This is a genomic window from Streptomyces sp. MK37H, assembly GCF_018035285.1.
GTDB lineage: Bacteria > Actinomycetota > Actinomycetes > Streptomycetales > Streptomycetaceae > Streptomyces > Streptomyces endocoffeicus.
On record NZ_JAAAYH010000141.1, the window covers coordinates 1 to 19,544 of the forward strand.

Consider the following 19,544-nt stretch of genomic DNA (forward strand, 5'->3'; position numbering starts at 1 on the left):
CGCCTGGAGCAGCGCGTTGCCGAGCACGAGCGGTTCGGTGGCGCCGCCGCCGAGGTCGATGGAGGGGGAATCGACCGTCAGCTTCGGCGCCTTGAGGGTGATCTCGCCCTGCGCGGTCACGGTGACGCTGCCGCCCTCGGCCGCGGTGATGCGGATCGCCTTGCCCTGGTCGTCCAGCTCCACGACATGTCCGGCGGCGGAGGTGATCCGTACGGCGGCCTTGGACTGGGTGTCGTCCAGGAGCACCTCATGGCCGTGCCGGGTCCGGATGATCTTCTGGTCGCGGCCTTCGGTGCGGGCGGTCGGCGGCTTGTCCTCGCCGTTGTAGAGGCCGCCCAGCACGATCGGGTACCGCATGTCCCCGTGGACGAAGGCGACGAGCACCTCGTCGCCCTTCTCGGGGACGAACACCGAGCCGTAGCCGCCTCCCGCGTAGAGCTGGCTGACCCGGACCCAGTCGGTGACCGTGGTGTCGTCGAACCACGGGAACTTCAGCTTCACCTGACCCTCGTCGTCGCCCTCGTTCTCCACGACGAGCGCCTCGACCACGCCGTAGTAGCGCTTGTCGGTGGAGCGGGCGCGTGGCGTGCCCCTCATGGTCACTGGTCCCCCTGATGGATCCGCCGTCCGGTGAACTGGGTGAAGAAACCACTGGTGTTGAGGGTGTGTTCGACCCGCTTGACGAAGTAGGTGCCCGAGAAGCGGTGGCCGAGGCCGTAGATCTCCAGGTTGTCGCCGGGCCGCAGCTCGGGCAGGCCCGCCACCTTGCCGGTCGCGGTGATGAACTCGTAGGCCCGCTCGCGCAGCAGGCTGATCGCCAGTTCGCGGGCCTCCTGGTCGCTGCCCACGGGTGCGTCCACCACGACCTCCTGGCGGCCCTGGAGGGTGGACTCGGCGACCTGCGGCCCGCTCTGCCCGTCGGCCGTGTTCTGCCCGGCCGGGAGGTTCTCAGCGGTCGCGGTGAACGCGATCGGCTGTTTGGTGCGGGGGTCCCAGCCCCGCACGGTGACCTTGCTGACCTGCTGGGAGACGGTCAGCGTCGGGGTGAACTCCATCAGGTTGGGGACCAGTCCCTCGGGCCGGCCGGTGGGTCCGGTGCTCAGCCCGGGTGCGTACGCCAGCCGGTACAGCCGGATCGGGCGGCCGTCGCGGCCGTCGGTCGGCTTGGTGAAGTACAGCGTGTCCTCACCGGTCTTCGCGTCCGGCAGGATGTAGCAGTCGAAGTCCAGCCGCTTCGCCCGCTCCAGCAGGAACGTCGCGTCGTCCTGGTTCTTCTGCACCACCACGTCATGGGTGGGCCCTTCCCGGGTGACCTCGATGCGCAGGTGGTTGCGCTGGGCGATCTGCTCGGCGATGCGCCAGTCGGGCAGATTGCGGTAGATCTTGGTCTCGTTCTCGGTGGGCTTGCGGTCCTTGAGCCGCAGCAGCCCGTCCACGCCGCTGACCTGGACGGTGGGCGACGCGCCGTCGGTGAACTTCGGACTGAGCGTGGAGATGGTCCCGGTGGCGACGGTGAGCAGCTTGTCGGCGTAGCCGAGCCGGACCGAGACCCGGCCGCCGAGCCGGAAGCGCGGCGAATCGCTGTGCTTGAACCGCAGATTGGCGTCGTCCCAGTTGTTCAGGGTGAGATCGAAGCCGGACAGCTCGTCGATGTCCCGGTTCACCTTGATGTCGATGATGTCGTTCTTGGTGGACGGGTCCATCTCCAGGCCCTCGATGCGCACATCGAACTCGGGCGCGTACCGGTCGGGCGAGGCGACCTCGGGGGTGGGAGTGCTCATCGCGCGCTCCTCACGCCAGCCGGGGTACGGTCAGCACCCGGCCCGGCCGCAGGTCCCGTGGGTCGCTGATGCCATTGGCGCGCGCCAGCTCCCGCCAGGCGTCGGGCCGCCGGTACACCGCGGCGGAGATGGAGCTGAGCGTGTCGCCGCGCCGCACCACATAGCTCTTCTCCACCGTGGGCGACGACCGGGGCGTCTCGGCGACCTGCGCGGCGGCCGTGCGGAACTCCTTGAGCGAGAGGTCCAGCATGGCCCGCAGCGGCACGCCGTCCGGCCGGAACAGCTGGTAGTTGACGTCCAGCTTCTCCACGACGCCGGTGAAGACCTCCTCGTCCCAGACGAACCGCACGACCGGTGGCGCGTGTTCGCGGCTGTCGGGCCGCAGCAGGTCGCGCACCGCGTTGACGTAGGCCTTCCGTACGTTCTCCAGAGTGTCGGAGGTGTCCACCAGCGCCTGCACGGTGAGGGTCTCCGTGCCGCCGCGGACGTACTGCAGGGGCGGTGTCTCCAGGCCGGGGATGGTGATCTCGGCGAAGGTGTTGCTCTTGCTCAGCTTGTAGTCGGTGGGGTTGAACCGCAGCGGGATCCGCCGCTGCCGCTCGTCGGCGATCACCGGCCGGACGATCTCCAGCCGGGCCCGGGCGGCACCCTGCCGGGCGAAGGACACGGGAGTCACGCTCATCGGTGGGCCTCCCCGTCGCCGAAGCTCCGTTCCACCTGGGTGCGTTGGGCGCGTGCGCACTGGTCCTCGTACAACTTCGCCCACGCCTGGATGTGCTGGTTGAACAGGCGGGTGAACACGGCGCCGTCGTCGCCGTCCACCTGGAACCGGACCTCGAGGTGGTGAATGGTCACCTTCGGCACCTCGGTCACCTCCCTTGGATCTGGCGCGGCAAGGCGCTCGCCGCGGCGTCCTGCAAGACCTTCGTCAGCCCCTCGTGCGCGATCTCCAGCGACTCGATGGCGATCGCGTTCTGCTCCCCGTGCAGGTCCGGGCCGGTCCACTTGGCGGCGAGCCCGCCGTGGAAGGCCCACGCCGCGCCGGGCAACCCGTCCGGGCCGAGCACGATCACCGCGCCGTCGCGGCGGGCACCCAGCGAGTCGGCGAGCCCGGCCTGGTACCAGGACCACAGCCCCGGGTCGCGCACCACGCCGCGCTTGAGCGTGATCCGGTTCCAGGAGTGGCGCAGCGGCAGTTGGTGGACCGAGTCGTTGCGCCCGCCCTCCGGGTAGCTCGTCACTTCCAGCTGCGCGCCGAGCCCGGTGACCTCCTGGAACGCGCCGGAGGCGGCCAGTGGCAGCAGCAGCGCCTGCGCGGCGGGCAGATACGCGTCGCCGGGGTCGAGGGTGACCAGGAAGCGGTATTTGGGCAGCGGATCCAGGCTCACGCCTCGATCACCTCCAGACCTCGGTCCTGGCCGAGTACGAGACGCAGCCGGATGAACTCCATGGGGACGGCCGGGGCCACCGCGATCTCGCAGACCAGTTGCCCCGGGTCCTGCTCGGGCGGGTTGTTGGTGTCGTCGCACACCACCCGGAACGCCTGCTCGGGCCGGGCCCCGGCGAGCGCCCCGGCCCGGAAGGCCGACAGGAGCACGGAGGTCAGCGCCCGTACCAACGTCAACCGCAGCTCTGCCGAGTTGACGTCGAACACCAGCGGGCTCGCCGCCCGCCGGATCGCGCGCACCAGCAGATGCACCAGCCGGCGGTGGGCGATATAGCGGGTGCCCGGGTCGGCGGACAGGGTGCGCCCGCCCCACACCATCAGCCCCCGCCCCCGGGTGCACCGGATCAGGTCGATCCCCGCGTCGAACAGCCGGACCTGCTGCGGCTCGGGGTATTCGGTGGCGAGGTCGACCGCCTCCAGGATCACGGCGTTCGCGGGTGTGTGGTGCGCCCCGCGCTCGCCGTCGAGGCGGGCGATGACGCCCAGGACGTGCCCGGACGCCGGGACGGTGCGCAGGTCCTGCCCGTCGGGGGTGCGCAGCGGCGGGTGGTAGACGGCGGCGCAGCCGAGCAACTGGCTGTCGCCGGTGGCCTCCAGGGAGCCCACCCAGTCCACCACCTGGTCCACGGAGGACAGCGCGGGCGGCACGTCCAGAACGGCGAGGCGGTCGTGCGACGGCTCCACGCTCCGCAGCAGTTCGAGCACCATGTCGGTGTGCGCGGCACCGGACAGGTCCGTGCCCAGGTCCGGCAGCGCCACCAGCGCCGGTTCGGGCAGTTCGGCCTGTACGGTCACGGCCTCCGAGTACGCCCCGCGGGTGGGCGCGGCGTCGGCGCCGCCCGCGAGCGTCAGGTCCCAGGACATCGAGATCGGGCCGGGCCGCCCCGGTGGCGGTGGCGGCCCGTCCGGGACCAGCCGGATGAAGCGGGATCCGGTGAGCCGGTCGGCCATGCCGGCGAGCGGCAGCCCGGGAAAGGTCTCGGGCGGCTCGCCGGGCATCATCACCCGGACCCCCACGGTCGGCGGTCCGGCGACGGTGCTGGCCTGGTAACGGATGGCGACGCGCCCGCCGTTGGCCCAGGCTCCGGGGCTGGTGGCCACCACCTGGTAGCTCGTGGCGTCCCATCCGCTCAGCGGCCCGACCGTCCACGCCGTCCGGGCCGTGGTGGCCGGCCCGGACACGCGGAGCACCCAGGCGGTGCGGCCGCCGTTCTCGAAAAAGCCGCGCAGTGCGTACGGGGTGGCGAAGGCGCCCTCCGGCGGCCCGAAGGTGCCCACGACGTCGTTCCAGCTCTCCACGCGCACGGGAGTGCCGACCGGGCCGCGGCGGAGCCGGCCCAGGAACGCCGCCACGTCGGTGCGCAGCGGCTCGGTGTCGGAGCCGCGTGGCGGATACGCGAGGGATACTCCGGGGAGCGCTTCGCCTGCCATGTCAGGTTTCGATCTCCAGCTTCTCGACCGCCAGGACGAGCGTCTCCATGGCGATCTCGTTCTTGGTGGCGCTCAGCGTCGGGCCGGTGTACTTGGTGGGCCAGCCGCGGTCGAAGTTCCAGCGCACCACGTCGTTGCGGTTCTCGTCGCACAGCACGATCGAGCCGTGGGTGCGCTTCACCGTGCCGTTGAGCGCGTCGGCCACCCACTTCCAGAAGGCGGGGTGGCCGGTGATGCCGCGTTTGAAGGTGAGGTTGGTGAACTTCTTCAGCCCCGGGATCTTGCGGACGGTGATGTCCTCGCTCCCGTTCCGGTACTCGATCGGCGGGATCTCCAGCTCCAGCCCGCTGGCCTCGGTGAAGGACCCGCTCACCGCGAGCCCGTCGTCGCTGACGTTGAACACGAAGATCTTGAAGTTATAGGACGCGTACGGATCGTCCCTGGTCACGGGCGGCATGATGGACTCCCTCGGGCACTCAGGCGAGTTGGGTCTCGCGGGTCTTCTGCTGGATCCGGAAGATCACGAACTCCGCCGGGAAGACCGGCGCGATGCCGATGACACAGATGAGCCGGCCGCCTGCGAGGTCGTCCTCGGTCATCGTGGTGCGGTCACAGGCGACGAAGAACGCCTCATCGGCGGTGGTGCCGGCGAGCGCGCCGGTGCGCCAGACCGTGGTGAGGAAGTTCGTGACCGTCTGGCGGACCAGGGACCACAGCGCCTCGTCGTTCGGCTCGAACACCACCCACTGGGTGCCCTCCTCGATCGACTCCTCCAGATAGAGGAACAGCCGCCGGACATTGACGTACTTCCACGAGCTGTCCGAGGAGAGCGTGCGCGCGCCCCAGACCCGGTGGCCGAGCCCGGGGAAGAACCGCAGCGCGTTGATGCCCCTGGGGTTGAGCACGTCCTGATGGCGCTTGGTGATGTCCTGGGCGATGCCGTCGGTCAGCCGGATGCCCCGGATGACCGCGTTGGCCGGTGCCTTGTGCACCCCCCGCTCCACATCCACGCGCGCGTAGATCCCGGCCATGTGGCCCGAGGGCGGCACCTCGACGTCGCGGCCAGCCGACAGGTCGCGGGTGACCAGCCACGGGTGGTAGAGCGCGGCGTACTTGGTGTCGAACCGCTCGCGGAACGCCTGGACGCCCTCGATGTCCAGGCCGTCCTGCGGATCGAGGATCGCGAACCGGTCCCTGAGCAGCTCGCAGTGGGTGACCAGGGCCGATTCCACCGTCCCCGACCACATGCCCGGCACGGCGCAGACGGCCACCTCGTCGATGTCCTCCAGCGCGGCGATCCCGGTGCGCTTGCCGCTGCCGCCGTCCTCGCCGACGAAGTCGGCCACGCTCAGGCTCCCATAGGCGTCGTCCCCGTCTCCCAGCGTCAGCCAGGATCCGACGGCGGGCAGGGGGAACTTCGTCGGGTCGGTGGACAGGGCGCCCAGCGCGGTCGCCCGCACCAGCCGGGAGCGGCCGGCCAGGGTGGTCACCAGGTTCGCCGGTGTGTCGCCGGTGAGCCGGAGGTTGCGGTGGGTCTCGGTCTCCACGGCCCCGGACGGATCGGTGAACCGGGCGTCGACCTGCGCCTCGATCAGTTGCACCCGGTCGCTCTCGAACAGCGTCCCGGGCACGTTTCCATCGAGGGTGACGACATCCGCGGCGACCGATTCGACGGTACGGATGGTCAGATGGGTCCCGTCGTCGAGCTGCACGACGGCGCCCTCGTAGAGCCGGCTCGCCCCGCCGACCCGCAGCGTAGTCCCCGCCGAGGTGTTGCCCCGGCGCACCCGGCGCACCAGCAGTCCACCGCGCCATGCCTCATGGGTCGCGCCGGGCGGCAGGGTCAGTGTGACCTTTCCGTCCGCCTGCTGGCTCACCTGGACCTTGAAGCGGCCCGAGCCGATCTGCACCCACACGTCGGATGGCAGCTCGTCGGGGTCGAGTCCGGTCACCGCGGCGACCTCGACCGTCTCGCTGTCGGCGGCGGCGTCCGCGGCCAGCCGTGTGACGAACAGCCCGCCCTCCTGCGGATCCGGCAGCACCGGCAGCGCGGCCGAGGCCATCGGCTGGATCCGCACCTGCACCGCGTCGCCCCATGAACCGGGGCTGACGGCGGCGAACTCCACTGTCTGCTCCGCGCTGCGCGTCCCGATCTGGACGTAGTCGCCGCGGCCCGCCCTGACCTCGGCGGGCAGCTGGGCGTCCAGCTCGATCCGGTGGGTGGTGGCGTCATAGGCGGCGACACCGGCGGTGTGGATCGACTGCTGGTCGTCGCCGCGGAAGAGCTGGATCTGCTGCCCGACGCCGGAGAACCCGATCAGATGGCCGAGTTCCAGGCGGGTGGCGCCCTTGGCGGCATCACCGGTGACCGGGCTCACCAGGCCGTGGCCCAGTACCCCCGAGGACGGGCTCGCCTGCTTGCCGGCGACCCGCTTGATGTACAGCCGCTGGCCTCCGTTGTCGAAGAACCCCTTGACGGCCAGCGGGAACAGCCACCAACGGCCGCCTTCCGCCGGGTCGTTCGCCCAGGTGTCCCGGATCAGCGGTTCCGGCTCGCGGAGGAATCCACCGAAGGTGTTCTGGAACTCCAGGAAGTTGGTGACCAGTTTGGGCTTGCCGGTGTACGGACCGCGCACGGTGACCCCGACCATTCCGGCCGTACTGGTGCTCACCCCCGCGATCGGCCGTGGGCCCGCATCGATCTCCTCGATGTAGACCCCAGGGCTCAGATACTCCGCCATGGACGGCTCCTTAACTCTCGCGGATCTCTATGACGTGCCGGCGCTCGGTGTCCTGGGGCAGCCGCACGACCAGCGATCCGGACCGGCCCGGCCGCTCGGTGGCCTGCAGGCGGAATGTCTCTTCGACGGCGTGCTCGTCGGCCTTCTCGCCCTCCCACCGCAGGGCCAGCCGGAAGGCGCCCGCGGCGTCGGACAGGGTGCGCTCGTGCCATGGCGTCAGGTCCCGGCTGGTCTGCCCCCTGGCCTCGACCAGCGCATTGGCGATCGGCGCCTTCGTGGCCGCGTCTACCACGGCGCCGTGCACCGTGCGCAGACCCGGCGGGTAGGGGAAGGAGACGCCCGGCAGCAGCCGGACCAGCCGGGGCTCGGTCACCACCGGCGGCGGGTGGCCGTCGTCATGCGGGTGCACCAGGAACTCCACGCCCACCAGGGCGGCCGAGAACGGCTGGCCGTCGGCCGGGTACAGCGGCTGGTAGCCGGGGGCCGTGAAGCGGGCCCGGTGGCGCCGGGGCCGGGCCGCCCACGGCTCGGCGCACCGGCCGAGACCCGGATAGACGAAGGCGGCGCTGGGGGTGCGCACCGCCGTGTCGTCCAGCGGCAGCCAGCCGCCGTCGTCGTAGCGGTCCAGCTGGACGGTGACCCCGGCGGCGCGCACCCGCCGGGCGTAGTCGTCGAAGGGTATGAACCAGGCCGGGCTGTAGAGCGTCGACCGCTCCAGCGGCAGGAAGCGGCTCATGGCAGCCCCGCTCCGCTGATGACCCGGCTGTGCACCGGGTGGACCGGCGTCTCGACGGCGGAGTCCAGGTTGACCACGCGTACCTCGTAGTTGAGCGACAGCCGGTACGGCTTCTGGATCGCGTACCAGACCCAGGACTTCTGGTCCAAGGTGAGCGGGGTCAGGCTGAGGTGCAGCGCGTCGGTGCTCGCCGCCAGGCTGCCGGACAGCTGTGCGCCGTCCAGGATCGCGTCGTCGTAGAACGTCTGGAGGGCTCGTCCGAGCATCCGGTGCTGGGTGGCCTGGTCACCGCCCCAGGGGGTGACCAGATAGCGCAGCAGCAGAGCCATCGGCGGCTTGCGGGTGGTCGGTGGGTCGGGTGGCTGGGAGCGCACCGGCGGCCGGTTGCGCGAGGTGGGGTCCTCGGCGATCTCGTAGAGGAACACCGTGAGTTTGGGCGGTGGTGTCTGGACCGTCTCGGAGAGGTCGTTGAGTTCCGCGATCGGCGGTTCCACCTGGCTGAGCCCGCGCAGGGCCTGGGTCAGGCTGTCCACGATGACCGTGGAGACGTCGGCGATGACGCCGAAGTCGCCCATGCGAATACTCCCCCTCTCCGCGCTCGAAAGCGTGCTCCGAGAGGATGCCGGGACCGGCGTGGCCGGACCGCGATACGCACATCACACGAACGTCACCGGTCCGTTTTCGCGGCCGACGATGACGAACCCGGACACACATCGACAACGCCGAGGTGACACCGGCGGGCATATTGTCCTTTCATGGAAATCCCCTCAGAACGGACCGGTGTCCTGATCCTCCGGGTCTGGGTGGAAGGCGGCAGGCCGGATGGATTCCGTGCGCGCATCGTGCCGACCGGGGGCGGGCACCAGACGGCCCCCAGCGCGGTGAGCGCGGTCGACGATGTGCTCACCGCCGTGCGCGCCTGGCTCGACCAGTTGCTCGAGCCGGAGGGGTGACGTTGCCGCGACGTTCCGGTGATGGCCGGCCATATAGCGTCCTTTGGAGAGAAGGCCGGACACACGATCATGATCTGCTCGTAACATGGCTTTAGGGCATCCCGAGGGGACGCACGGGATGGGTCGCTGGAGCCAATATCGCCCCGGGGGGCCGATGAGCGCAGAAGGCCACGTCATGACGTTGAGACTGCTCAAGAGTTTCGCGTTGTCGGTCGATCAGAATCGCGTTCCCATATCCTCCAGCGCCCAGCGTCTCCTCGCGTTCCTCGCCCTGCAGAACATGCCACGCAGCCGGACCTATGTGGCCGGAATGCTGTGGCCGGATGTCACGGCCTCCCGCGCCAACGCCAATCTCCGCTCGTCGTTATGGCGCGCCACGCGCACGGGACATCAGGTCATCGACGCGTCCACGCAGGAACTGGCGATCTGCGAACACATCGACGTGGATATCCACGTCGCGGCGACGCGCGCGCACCGGCTGCTCGATATGTCGCGGCCATGCGATGACATCCTCACCACGCAGACGCGGGAGGATCTCTCGGCCGATCTCTTACCGGAGTGGTCGGAGAACGAGTGGATGCTGGTCGAGCAGGAGCAATACCATGAACTCCGGCTGTATGCCCTGGAGGCGATGACCGAACGGCTGACGGCGGCGGGCCGCCATGGCGAGGCCGTCGCCGCCGGACTCGCCGCCGTACGCGCGGAGCCGCTGCGGGAGAGCGCTCATCGCGTGCTCATGAACGCGCATCTCGCCGCCGGCAACAGGGGCGCGGCGCTGCGGCAGTACGAGCAATGCCGCCGGGTGCTGCTGGAGGAGCTTGGCCTGGAGCCCTCCCAGACGCTGAGGAACCTGGTGCCGGCTCACTCCGGGGGCGGGGACGCCGGCATACCGGCGCACTCCGGGAGCGGGGGCGCCGCTCCGGAGCTCCCGACACGTCGGATCGTCTGCCATCCGCCGAGCGAGGTCCCGGCGCAGGGCACGGACACCTCGGCCCCTGCCGGCATTGTGCCCGCGTGACCGCGGGGTTTGCGGTGCCGCGTCTTTCAGGCTGCCTTTCAGCGGGGTGCGCGGAGAGCTTCGGGCACTAGACGGCGGGGACCACCGGCGACAGATGGGCGTCGCGCCGCACCAGTGCGGCGTAGCGTCCGTCCTTGGCCAGCAGTTCCTCGTGGGTGCCCCGCTCGGCGATGCGCCCGCCGTCGAGGACGACGATCTGGTCGGCGTCGCGCACGGTGGAGAGCCGGTGGGCGATGGTGATCGTGGTGCGGCCGGCCGAGAGGGAGTCGATGGCCTCCTGGACGGCCTGCTCGGTGCGGGTGTCCAGGGCGCTGGTGGCTTCGTCGAGGATGAGGACGGGCGGGTCGCGCAGAATCGTGCGGGCTATCGCCAGACGCTGCTTCTCCCCGCCGGAGAAGCGGTAGCCACGCTCTCCCACGAGGGTGTCATAGCCGTCCGGGAGGGAGGCGATGTGGTCGTGGATCTGGGCGGCCTCGGCCGCCGCCACGATCTCCTCATCGGTCGCGTCGGGCTTGGCGAAGCGCAGATTCTCGGCGACGGAGGCGTGGAAGAGGTAGGTCTCCTGGGAGACGACGCCGACGGCCCGGGCGAGGGAGTCGAAGTCGAGGTCGCGCACGTCCACACCGTCGATCAGCACCCGGCCGCCGGTGACGTCGTAGAGCCGGGGCACCAGATAGCTGAGGGTCGTCTTGCCGGAGCCGGTCGGTCCGACGACCGCCAGGCTGCCGCCCGCGGGGACGGTCAGATCGATGCCGCGCAGAGTGCCCTTCGGTACGCCCTTTGAGCGGCCGGGGGGCGTGCTGTCGTAGTCGAAGTCGACGCCGTCGAAGCGGACTTCTCCACGCACCTTCTCCAGGCGCACCGGGTCGGCGGGCTCGGTGATGTCGATCGGCAGGTCGAGGTATTCGAAGATGCGGGCGAAGAGGGCGAGGGAGGTCTGCACCTGCACACCGGTGGACAGCAGGCTCACCGTGGGCCGGAGCAGCCCCTGCTGGAGCGAGACGAAGGCGACGAGCGTACCGATGGAGACGGCGGGGCCACCGGCCTGGAGGGCGATGCCCGCGGCCCAGTAGATGAGCGCGGGCATGGCGGCCATGACGATGCCGATGGTGGACATCCGCCAGCGGCCGGCCATGTTGGAGCGCACTTCCAGGCCCACGAGGCGCTCGGACTCCTGAGCGAACTGCTGGGTGAGCGACTCGGACCGGCCCATGCTGCGGCCGAGCAGGATGCCGCTCACCGACAGGGACTCGGTGACCATCGCGGACATGGCCGCCATATGCTTCTGGCGCTGTGAGGTGATCTTCTTGCGCTCGGCGCCGACGCGACGGCTGATCCACACGAAGACCGGCAGCAGGAGCAGGGAGACGGCGGTCAGCCGCCAGTCGAGCGCGAGCATCGCGACGACGCTGGCGACCACGCTGGTGAGGTTGGAGACCAGCGAGGTCGCGGTGGAGGTGACGGTGGCCTGCATACCGCCGATGTCATTGGCGATACGGGACTGCACCTCGCCGGTGCGGGTGCGGGTGAAGAAGGCGAGCGGCATGCGCTGCAGCCGGTCGTAGACGGCGGTGCGCAGATCGTGCATCACGCGCTGGCCGACGGTGGTGGAGATCAGGGTCTGCAGAACGCCGAAGACGCTGTTGACGACAGCCGCGGCGATCATGCCGAGGGCGAGCAGGGTGAGCAGTCCGGTGCGGCCGTCGGGGATGGCGGTGTCGAGGATCTCCCGGAGGAGGAACGGCGAGGCGACCGAGACCAGCGCGGAGGCGGCGACCAGCAGGCCGACCACGGCGAGGCGGCCGCGATAGGGACGGAAGAGCCGGAGGATGCGGCGCACCTGGGCGGGCTGCTCGGGCGCCTGGGCGGACGGTGTCCATGACGGAGGTGTGTCGGGGCGCATGGGCTCCTTCTGGAGGCAGGAAGCCAACGCGGATGATGACGGCATGGGCGAGCCGTGGCCGCGTCGGCGCGGATTTTGAGAGCTTAGCTCATTGTTACCTATACTCACAATGAACCAGGTCCTGATAACCTGCGATCATGCCCACGCCCGAGACATCCGGCCTCCTCGCGGAGCAGCTGCTGCGCCTGACCCGCAGACTGCACCGCGCCCAGAAGCGCTATATGGAGCCGCTGGGCATCACCCCCGCCCAGTCCCGCCTGCTGCGCACCGTCGCCCATGACGACCAGCCGCCGAGGATGGCGGACCTGGCCCAGCGCCTGGAGGTGGTCCCGCGCGCCGTGACGACGCTGGTGGACGCCCTGGAGGCGCATGGCTCGGTGCGCCGCGTACCGGATCCGACCAACCGCCGGGTGGTGCGCGTCGAGCTCACCGACACCGGGCGCTCGACGCTGCGCGCGCTGCGTGAGGCGCGCCGGGCCGCCGCGGAGGACATCCTGGCGCCGCTCAGCGATCAGCAGCGCGAGGCGCTGGGCGAGCTGCTGGACACTCTGTCCGGCGCCCCGGACCACCGCTGCTGAGGCGGTCCGGACCCTTCAGCCGATGCGGGAGACACTGCCCGCGGACTCGGTCCGGCCGGTCCCCGCCTGAGCGACGGAGTCCTCCTCCTCAGCCGTCTTCTCCTCCTCGGGCGTCGCCTCCTGAGCCGCCGCCCCCTCGGCCGCCTCCTCGCCCGAGAGAACCCGCTGGGCCTTCCGCGCATCCAGTGCGCCCTCCCAGCGCGAGACGGCGAAGACCGCGACACAGTTGCCGAGCAGATTCGTGGCCACCCGCATCGAATCCATGATCCGGTCCACCCCCAGCAGCAGGGCCACGGCGGCGGCCGGGATCACCCCGAGGGCCGAGGCGGTGGCGGACAGCGCGAGGAAGGCGGAACCCGGCACTCCGGCCATGCCCTTGCTGGTGAGCATCAGTACGAGGATGACGGTGATCTGCTGCCCCAGACTCAGGTCCACCCCGACCGCCTGGGCGATGAACAACGTGCCCATGGAGAGATAGATCGAGGCACCGTCGAGGTTGAAGGAGTATCCGGTGGGCAGCACCAGGCCCACCGCGTCCTCCCGGCACCCCGCGGCGCGCAGCTTCTGCATCATGCGCGGCATGACGGTCTCGCTGGACGCGGTGCCGAGGGCCAGCAGCATCTCCTCGCGGGTGTACTTGACGAACTTCCAGAGACTGAGCCCGGTGATCGCCTTGAGGGCGACGGCGAGCAGGACCAGGAAGAGCAGTGCGACGCCATAGCACAGCGCGATCAACTTTCCGTACGTCGACAGGGCCTTCAGGCCGTACTCTCCGACAAGATGGGCCATGGCCCCGAAGACGGCCAGCGGCGCGAGCCGCATGATGAAGCCGACGACGGCGAAGACGATCCCCTGGACCTGGTCGACGACCGAAAGGATCGCGGGCACCTTGGTCTTGCCCAGATGCAATACCGCCGCGCCCACCAGACAGGCCAGCACCAGCACCTGGAGCAGGGAGTTTTCGGCGAAGGCGCCGACCGCGCTGTCCGGCAGGGCCTCCAGGATGAACTGGTCCGTCGACGGCAGATGGCCGCCGCCGGTCTGCTCGTCCACGGCCGAACTGTCGAGCGAGGCGGGATCGATATGCATACCGGTGCCCGGCCCGGCCAGATTGGCGGCGAGCAGACCGAGGACCAGCGCCACGGTGGTGGCAACCTCGAACCAAATCAGCGCCTTCAGCCCGATTCGCCCGAACGCCTTCAGATCCCCGGCCTTGGCGATACCGCCGACGACCACGCAGAAGACGAGGGGCGCGATCACCGCCTTGATAAGGCGGACGAAGCCGTCGCCGAGCGGTTGAACGGCCGTGCCCACGTCCGGCCAGAGCCGGCCGACCGCGACCCCGAGTACGAGGGCGCAGGCAACCTGCGCGAACAGGGAGGTACGCAGCAGTCGTGCTACGCGCCGGGGAACCGAAGGCGCTGATACGGAGTGCGGCACGGAATCTCCTCCGGGGCGGGACTTCTGGGATGCGGAAGATTGATTCCGCGCGGCGCCCACTATGGCGAGCGCACGTTTCCGCCGATGAGATCCGTGTAACAGCCGGGAAAACCCTGGCGCCGCGCTCAGGCGGCCAGATGCGCCTTGTCCCCCATGACCACGACCGGGTGCAGCTTGGGGTCGAGGTTCTTCAGCAGATACTCCATACCGGACTTGGAGAGGCTGACGCAGGCCGAGGTGCCGCTGCCATGATCCATGTGCAGCCAGATGCTGCCGCCCTTGCTCTGCCCTTCGGGCCGGGTCTGGTCGAGCGGCGAGGTGCCCTTGACGCGGTTGTAGTCAATGGCGATGACGTAGTTGAAGTCCGTCCAGTGGGACTTGGGCCAGTAGTGCGGCGCCGCGAAGGAGCCGGACGACGTGTACGGCAGCCGGGCGCCGGGGTCGGGCAGCACCCCGCCCGCGTCACTGAGCGTGTAGACGCCGACCGGGCTGCGCTTGTCGCCCTCGTGATGGCTCGTCGTCCAGCCGCGCTTGCCGTTGTGCGCGGACCAACTGCGCGTCCGCTCCCATGCCTTGCCCTGCTTGGTGTAGAGGACCACGGTGGCGTCCGCGGAGTTCACCCCTTTGCCGTAGACCGCCACGACCTGACGGGACTGGTCCGGGATCCGGGACTGGAGCTTGTCCCCAACATCGGGGATACGCGTGGGATCCGGCGTGGGCGCCCCGCTGCGCAGCGCTTGTTTACCCTGGTCCGCGCCCTTGTCACCGCCGCTGCCACCGCCGCCGTCGCCGCAGGCCGTGAGGAGGACGAGGGCCGCGGCGGCCGCGGCCGCCGCGCGCATGGACATCGTGCCGGAGATTCGCATGTCCCCATGGTCCCACCTGTGCAGGACAGTGCCGTATGCGGGATTGGCGTGTTCCGGACCGCTCCCGGGAAAACCAGTTGAACTCCGCACCGTGGGAACGTCAACCTTTCACGTCTCCTACCAGCCCTCTTCAGCCCGCCCGACCTTGGGACGTCATGCACATTCGCGATCTTCCGTATCCCGACCCCGGCCGACCCGACGTACGGTCAGGTCCGCGGTTTCTCTTCTGGCTGGGCCGGAATCAGTTGGGCGGGCAGATCAAGGCGGCCCTCTGGGGTCTGGTGCATATGGCCGCGCTGGTGTCCTTCCCCATCGCCATCGGCTTTGGCGTGCAGGCGGTCGTGGACCGCTCCGGTTCCCGGCTGGTGATGGCCGGAGCGCTGATGGTGGGGCTCACCGTGCTCACCGCGCTGGGGGATGCCATGCTGCACCGCGCGGCGGTCACCAACTGGATCACGGCGGCGGCACGGGTGCAGCAGTTGCTGGCCCACAAGGCGGTGGAGCTGGGGTCCGCCCTCACCCGTAAGGTGGCGGCCGGTGAGGTCGTCGCCGTCTCCACGGGCGATGTCGAGAAGATCGGCTGGTTTGTGGAGGCCCTCTCCCGCTTCACGGCGGCCGCGATCACCACCGTCGCGCTCTGCGTGGCGCTGGTGCTCTACCAGCCGGCGCTGGGAGTGGTGGTGGCGGTCGGTGTGCCCGCGCTGGCGCTGGCCGTACTGCCGCTGCTGCCGCGCGCGGCGCGCCGGGCGGATGAACAGCGGGAGAAGGCGGGCCGGGCGACCGAGCTGGCCTCGGACACCGTGGCCGGGCTGCGGGTGCTGCGCGGCATCGGCGGCGAGGAGCTGTTCCTGGGCCGCTACCGGAACGCCTCGCAGGAGGTGCGGGTCGCGGCGGTACGCAGCGCGCGGATGTGGGCACTGATCGCGGCCGTGCAGGTGGCGCTGCCGGGGCTGCTGCTGATCGGTGTGGTCTGGTACGGGACGTCGCTGGCCCGCGAGGGGCGGATCGAGGTGGGCGAGCTGGTCACCGTCTACAGCGCGGTCACCTTTCTGCTCTTCCCGCTGCGGCACTTCGAGGAGATCGCCATGGCGTACTCCTTCTCCCGGCCCTCCGCGCGGCGCGCGGCCCGGGTGCTGGCGCTGCGGCGCTCCTCCGCGGACCGCGAGAGCACGGCCAGCGCGGACACCGGGGCCACCGCAGCACCCGTGGACGAGGGCGAGCGCGCGGAAGCGCAGGAGGCCACCGAACCGCTCGGCGGGGATCTGTACGACCCGGTGAGCGGGATGCTGGCGCCGAGCGGGGTGCTGACCGCGGTGGTGTGCGGCGACCCGGACGCGGCCGGGCGGCTGGCGGACCGGCTCGGCGGACATCCCGCACACGGCGGCCCGGACGAGGGGGACCACGGCGGGGCGCCGTCGGCACTGCTGGGCGGGGTCGCCCTGGACGAGGTGGCGCTGGCCTCGGCGCGCACGGCGGTGCTGGTGCAGGACAAGGACCCGGTGCTGCTGTCGGGGACGCTCGCCCAGCTGCTGGATGTGCCGAGGTCCGGGGAGGTCTCGGCGGAGAAGGCCCTCGAGGCGGCCCAGTGCGGCGATGTGCTGGAGGCGCTGGCGCAGGCATCGGCGGCCGAGAAGGGTGACGCCGACCCCATGCGCACCCGGATCACCGAGCGCGGCCGCTCGCTGTCGGGTGGCCAGCGGCAGCGGCTGGCGCTGGCCCGCTCGCTGGTGACCGATCCGGAGGTGCTGGTGCTGGACGAGCCGACGTCCGCGGTGGACTCGCACACCGAGGCACGGATCGCCGACGGGCTGCGGCGGCTGCGGACGGGGCGGACCACCATCGTCTTCACCTCCAGCCCGCTGGTGCTGGACCGGGCGGACCGGGTGGTGTTCGTGGCCGACGGCGAGGCGGCGGGGGTGGGCACCCACCGCGAGCTGCTGGGCACCGATCCCGCGTATCGCGCGGTCGTCACCCGCGAGACCGACGGCGAGGCCGCCGTCCGGAGTGCCGGGCCGGCCGGCCAAGGCCTTGCGGACATCGCGCGGGAAGACATCGGGCGGATCGAGGAACAGATCGAGGAGTCGGCATGATCGGCGTGGCACCGCCCGCATATGACCCGGCCGCACCGGAGTCGGCGACGACGCTGCCGGTCGGCGCGCCCACCACCGTGCGGGCCTACGTGCGTGAGCTGCTGCGGCGGCACCGGACCGCGTTCATCGTGCTGATGGTCGTGAACGCGACCGCGGTGCTCGCCTCCATGGTCGGCCCGCAGCTGCTGGGTGGCGTGGTCGAGGATCTCTCCCAGGGCGAGAAGGACCTCCACATCGGGCGCACCGTGGCGCTGTTCGCGGTGGCGCTGGTGGTGCAGACCGTGTTCGTACGGCTGGTGCGGTTGCGCGGGGCGGTGCTGGGCGAGCAGATGCTGGCGGATCTGCGGGAGGACTTTCTCGTACGGTCGGTGGGTCTGCCCCCGGGGGTGCTGGAGCGGGCCGGGACCGGGGATCTGCTGTCCCGGATCACCACCGATATCGACCGGCTTGCCAACGCGATGCGGGAGGCCGTGCCCCAGCTCGCCATCGGTGTGCTGTGGACCGGACTGCTGCTCGGCGCGCTGACCCTGACCGCTCCCCCACTGGGCCTCGCGGTGCTGGTGGCGCTCCCGGTGCTGGTGATCGGCTGTCGGTGGTACTTCCGCCGCGCGCCGAGCGCCTACCGCTCGGAGGCGGCAGGATACGCGGCGGTGTCCGCGTCCCTCACCGAGAGCGTGGACGCCGGGCGGACCATCGAGGCCCACCGGCTGGGCGACCGGCGGATCGCCCAGTCCGAGCTGCGCATCCGGCAGTGGACGGCATGGGAGCGCTACACACTCTGGCTGCGCTCGGTGCTCTTCCCGGTGATCAATGTGAGCTACACGCTGATCACCGGTTCGGTGCTGATGATCGGCGGCCTGTGTGTGATGCGGGGCTGGATGTCGATCGGCGAGCTGACCACCGGGGCGCTGCTGTCGCAGATGCTGGTCGAGCCGATCGGGCTGATCCTGCGCTGGTACGACGAGCTTCAGGTCGCGCAGGTGTCGCTGGCCCGGCTGGTGGGGGTGCGGGAGATCGAGGAGGGCCCCGCCGACGAGGGAGTGGTCCCCGGTGGCCGGGAGGTGCGGGCGGACGAGGTGCGGTTCGGCTACCACGAGGGCAGCGATGTGCTGCACGAGGTGTCCATGAAGGTGGCCCCGGGGACGCGGCTGGCGCTGGTGGGCCCGTCCGGGGCGGGGAAGTCCACCCTGGGGCGGCTGCTGGCCGGGATCTACTCCCCGCGGACCGGCCGGGTGACCCTGGGCGGTGCGGAGCTGGCGCGGATGCCGGCCGAGCGGGTCCGGGAGCATGTGGCCCTGGTCAACCAGGAGCACCATGTCTTCGTGGGCTCGCTGCGGGACAATCTGCTGCTGGCGCGCGCCTGGGCCGAGGACGCCGAGCTGTGGGCGGCGCTGGGCGCGGTGGACGCCGACGGCTGGGCCCGCGCGCTGGACGAGGGCCTGGACACCGAGGTCGGCTCGGGCGGTCTCGCGCTCACCCCCGCACAGGCACAGCAGATCGCACTGGCCCGGCTGGTGCTCGCCGATCCGCATACGCTGGTGCTGGACGAGGCCACCTCGCTGCTGGACCCGCGGGCGGCGCGCCATCTGGAGCGGTCGCTGGGCCGGGTACTGGAGGGCAGGACCGTGGTGGCGATCGCCCACCGGCTGCACACGGCGCATGACGCGGATGTGATCGCCGTGGTGGAGAGCGGCCGGATCACCGAGCTGGGCAGCCATGACGAACTCGTCGCGGCGGACGGGGCGTACGCCGCGCTGTGGCGCTCCTGGCACCAGTAGCAGGAGGGGTGGCCGCGGCCCGGGGTGGCCACCCCGATGCCCTCCGGGACCGCCCCGGTCCAGTCCGGGACCACTCCGGCCCCGTCCGTGGTTCAGGTTCAGATCACGCCGAGGGCGGCCAGTCCGCCCATGCCACCGAGCAGCATGAAGACCGGCATCAGCACCTTCAGCTCGACCCAGCTGCCGGCCCGGAACCGCATCCCCTTCGGCGGGCCGATCGGGTACCAGCGCTTGCGGCCGATCGGGATGGGCCACAGGATCGGGCAGCCGGAGACGGTGAGCGCGTCCCCGATGTCGTGGACCAGGGCGCCGAGCACGATCGGCAGGCCCAGCCAGAGGTACTCCTGGCCCGGTGCGCTGAACAGCCAGTCCGAGCCATTGCCGGGCTTGTGCAGCACATCGGCGAGGATCCAGGCGCTGGCCGCCCCGAGCAGCCACACCAGGACATCGCTGGAGACCCGCGCCGCCCGCCACAGCAGGCCCTCGACGGCCAGCACCATGTGCACGAAGAGAATGCCCAGCACCGCCCAGCGGCCGCCGATCATCGCGAGCGCCGAGGCTCCGGCGCCGATCAGCACCGCCCATACCCAGGTGTGGGTCAGAGTACGGTGGCCGCCGGAGCGGCGCGGGTCGCCCGCCTTCCTGGTCGATTTGTAGACGGAGTATGAGATCTTGTCGATCACCTCGCACAGAGCCCGCGAGATGGGCCCGAAGGCGCGCGATATGGTCGCCGCCTTGTGGTCGAGGTCGGGGGCGAGCGCCGCTCCCGCGCAGATCAGCGC

General features: G+C 70.7%; 19 protein-coding genes. 5 read left to right on the forward strand and 14 right to left on the reverse strand.

Annotated features, from left to right (window positions below; translation table 11 throughout):
* The 10 genes from GWI24_RS20630 to GWI24_RS20675 form a co-directional block, all read right to left on the reverse strand.
* A partial coding sequence (locus tag GWI24_RS20630; protein ID WP_247616653.1) for a phage baseplate assembly protein V occupies positions 1-597 on the reverse strand: 597 nt, incomplete at its 3' end.
* 2 nt (positions 598-599) lie between these two features.
* Complete coding sequence (locus GWI24_RS20635; RefSeq protein WP_210947401.1) at positions 600-1,781, reverse strand: phage late control D family protein; 1,182 nt, start codon at positions 1,779-1,781, stop codon at positions 600-602.
* Positions 1,782-1,791: 10 nt separating this feature from the next.
* Positions 1,792-2,463, reverse strand: coding sequence for a LysM peptidoglycan-binding domain-containing protein (locus tag GWI24_RS20640; protein WP_210947402.1), 672 nt, complete (start codon positions 2,461-2,463; stop codon positions 1,792-1,794).
* The gene (locus GWI24_RS20645; protein ID WP_247616654.1) at positions 2,460-2,636 is read right to left on the reverse strand and encodes a putative phage tail protein; all 177 of its coding nucleotides are present in this window, start codon (positions 2,634-2,636) and stop codon (positions 2,460-2,462) included. The genes GWI24_RS20640 and GWI24_RS20645 overlap by 4 nt, the downstream gene beginning before the upstream one ends.
* Positions 2,637-2,650: 14 nt before the next feature.
* A complete protein-coding gene (locus tag GWI24_RS20650) occupies positions 2,651-3,169 on the reverse strand; it encodes a phage tail protein (RefSeq protein WP_210947404.1) in 519 nt (172 codons plus the stop codon).
* Positions 3,166-4,659, reverse strand: a complete 1,494-nt coding sequence (locus GWI24_RS20655; RefSeq protein ID WP_210947405.1) for a phage tail sheath subtilisin-like domain-containing protein — start codon at positions 4,657-4,659, stop codon at positions 3,166-3,168. The genes GWI24_RS20650 and GWI24_RS20655 overlap by 4 nt, the downstream gene beginning before the upstream one ends.
* A 1-nt stretch (position 4,660) precedes the next feature.
* Positions 4,661-5,116: a phage tail protein gene (locus GWI24_RS20660; RefSeq protein ID WP_044567540.1), complete on the reverse strand. Its 456-nt coding sequence runs from the start codon at positions 5,114-5,116 to the stop codon at positions 4,661-4,663.
* Positions 5,117-5,135: 19 nt separating this feature from the next.
* A complete protein-coding gene (locus tag GWI24_RS20665) occupies positions 5,136-7,400 on the reverse strand; it encodes a phage tail sheath C-terminal domain-containing protein (protein WP_210947406.1) in 2,265 nt (754 codons plus the stop codon).
* 10 nt (positions 7,401-7,410) lie between these two features.
* Entirely contained in the window at positions 7,411-8,136 is a 726-nt protein-coding gene (locus GWI24_RS20670) for a carboxypeptidase-like regulatory domain-containing protein (RefSeq protein WP_210947407.1), read from the reverse strand.
* Positions 8,133-8,711, reverse strand: a complete 579-nt coding sequence (locus GWI24_RS20675) for a DUF4255 domain-containing protein (protein ID WP_137975782.1) — start codon at positions 8,709-8,711, stop codon at positions 8,133-8,135. The genes GWI24_RS20670 and GWI24_RS20675 overlap by 4 nt, the downstream gene beginning before the upstream one ends.
* Before the next feature lie 180 nt (positions 8,712-8,891).
* Here GWI24_RS20675 and GWI24_RS20680 point away from each other — a divergent pair, with 180 nt between their 5' ends.
* Positions 8,892-9,089, forward strand: a complete 198-nt coding sequence (locus GWI24_RS20680; protein WP_191063947.1) for a hypothetical protein — start codon at positions 8,892-8,894, stop codon at positions 9,087-9,089.
* A 175-nt stretch (positions 9,090-9,264) separates the two neighbouring features.
* Positions 9,265-10,107 carry a BTAD domain-containing putative transcriptional regulator gene (locus GWI24_RS20685; RefSeq protein ID WP_210947408.1) on the forward strand — a complete coding sequence of 281 codons (843 nt, stop codon included), beginning with the start codon at positions 9,265-9,267 and terminating at the stop codon, positions 10,105-10,107.
* A gap of 67 nt (positions 10,108-10,174) precedes the next feature.
* Here GWI24_RS20685 and GWI24_RS20690 read toward each other — a convergent pair whose 3' ends face one another.
* Positions 10,175-12,010 carry an ABC transporter ATP-binding protein gene (locus GWI24_RS20690; RefSeq protein WP_210947409.1) on the reverse strand — a complete coding sequence of 612 codons (1,836 nt, stop codon included), beginning with the start codon at positions 12,008-12,010 and terminating at the stop codon, positions 10,175-10,177.
* A 137-nt stretch (positions 12,011-12,147) separates the two neighbouring features.
* Here GWI24_RS20690 and GWI24_RS20695 point away from each other — a divergent pair, with 137 nt between their 5' ends.
* The gene (locus tag GWI24_RS20695) at positions 12,148-12,588 is read left to right on the forward strand and encodes a MarR family winged helix-turn-helix transcriptional regulator (RefSeq protein WP_210947410.1); all 441 of its coding nucleotides are present in this window, start codon (positions 12,148-12,150) and stop codon (positions 12,586-12,588) included.
* A gap of 15 nt (positions 12,589-12,603) precedes the next feature.
* Here GWI24_RS20695 and GWI24_RS20700 read toward each other — a convergent pair whose 3' ends face one another.
* Together GWI24_RS20700 and GWI24_RS20705 are read right to left on the reverse strand one after the other, a co-directional pair.
* Positions 12,604-14,028, reverse strand: coding sequence for a cation:dicarboxylate symporter family transporter (locus GWI24_RS20700; protein ID WP_210947411.1), 1,425 nt, complete (start codon positions 14,026-14,028; stop codon positions 12,604-12,606).
* 125 nt (positions 14,029-14,153) lie between these two features.
* Positions 14,154-14,894: a L,D-transpeptidase family protein gene (locus tag GWI24_RS20705; protein ID WP_210947412.1), complete on the reverse strand. Its 741-nt coding sequence runs from the start codon at positions 14,892-14,894 to the stop codon at positions 14,154-14,156.
* A gap of 155 nt (positions 14,895-15,049) precedes the next feature.
* Between GWI24_RS20705 and GWI24_RS20710 the strand changes: the two genes are divergently transcribed.
* Both GWI24_RS20710 and GWI24_RS20715 read left to right on the forward strand, forming a co-directional pair.
* The gene (locus tag GWI24_RS20710; RefSeq protein WP_210947413.1) at positions 15,050-16,984 is read left to right on the forward strand and encodes an ABC transporter ATP-binding protein; all 1,935 of its coding nucleotides are present in this window, start codon (positions 15,050-15,052) and stop codon (positions 16,982-16,984) included.
* Positions 16,981-18,762: an ABC transporter ATP-binding protein gene (locus GWI24_RS20715; protein ID WP_210947414.1), complete on the forward strand. Its 1,782-nt coding sequence runs from the start codon at positions 16,981-16,983 to the stop codon at positions 18,760-18,762. Before GWI24_RS20710 ends, GWI24_RS20715 begins: the two co-directional genes overlap by 4 nt.
* A gap of 98 nt (positions 18,763-18,860) precedes the next feature.
* Here GWI24_RS20715 and GWI24_RS20720 read toward each other — a convergent pair.
* A partial coding sequence (locus tag GWI24_RS20720) for a metal-dependent hydrolase (RefSeq protein WP_210947415.1) occupies positions 18,861-19,544 on the reverse strand: 684 nt, incomplete at its 5' end.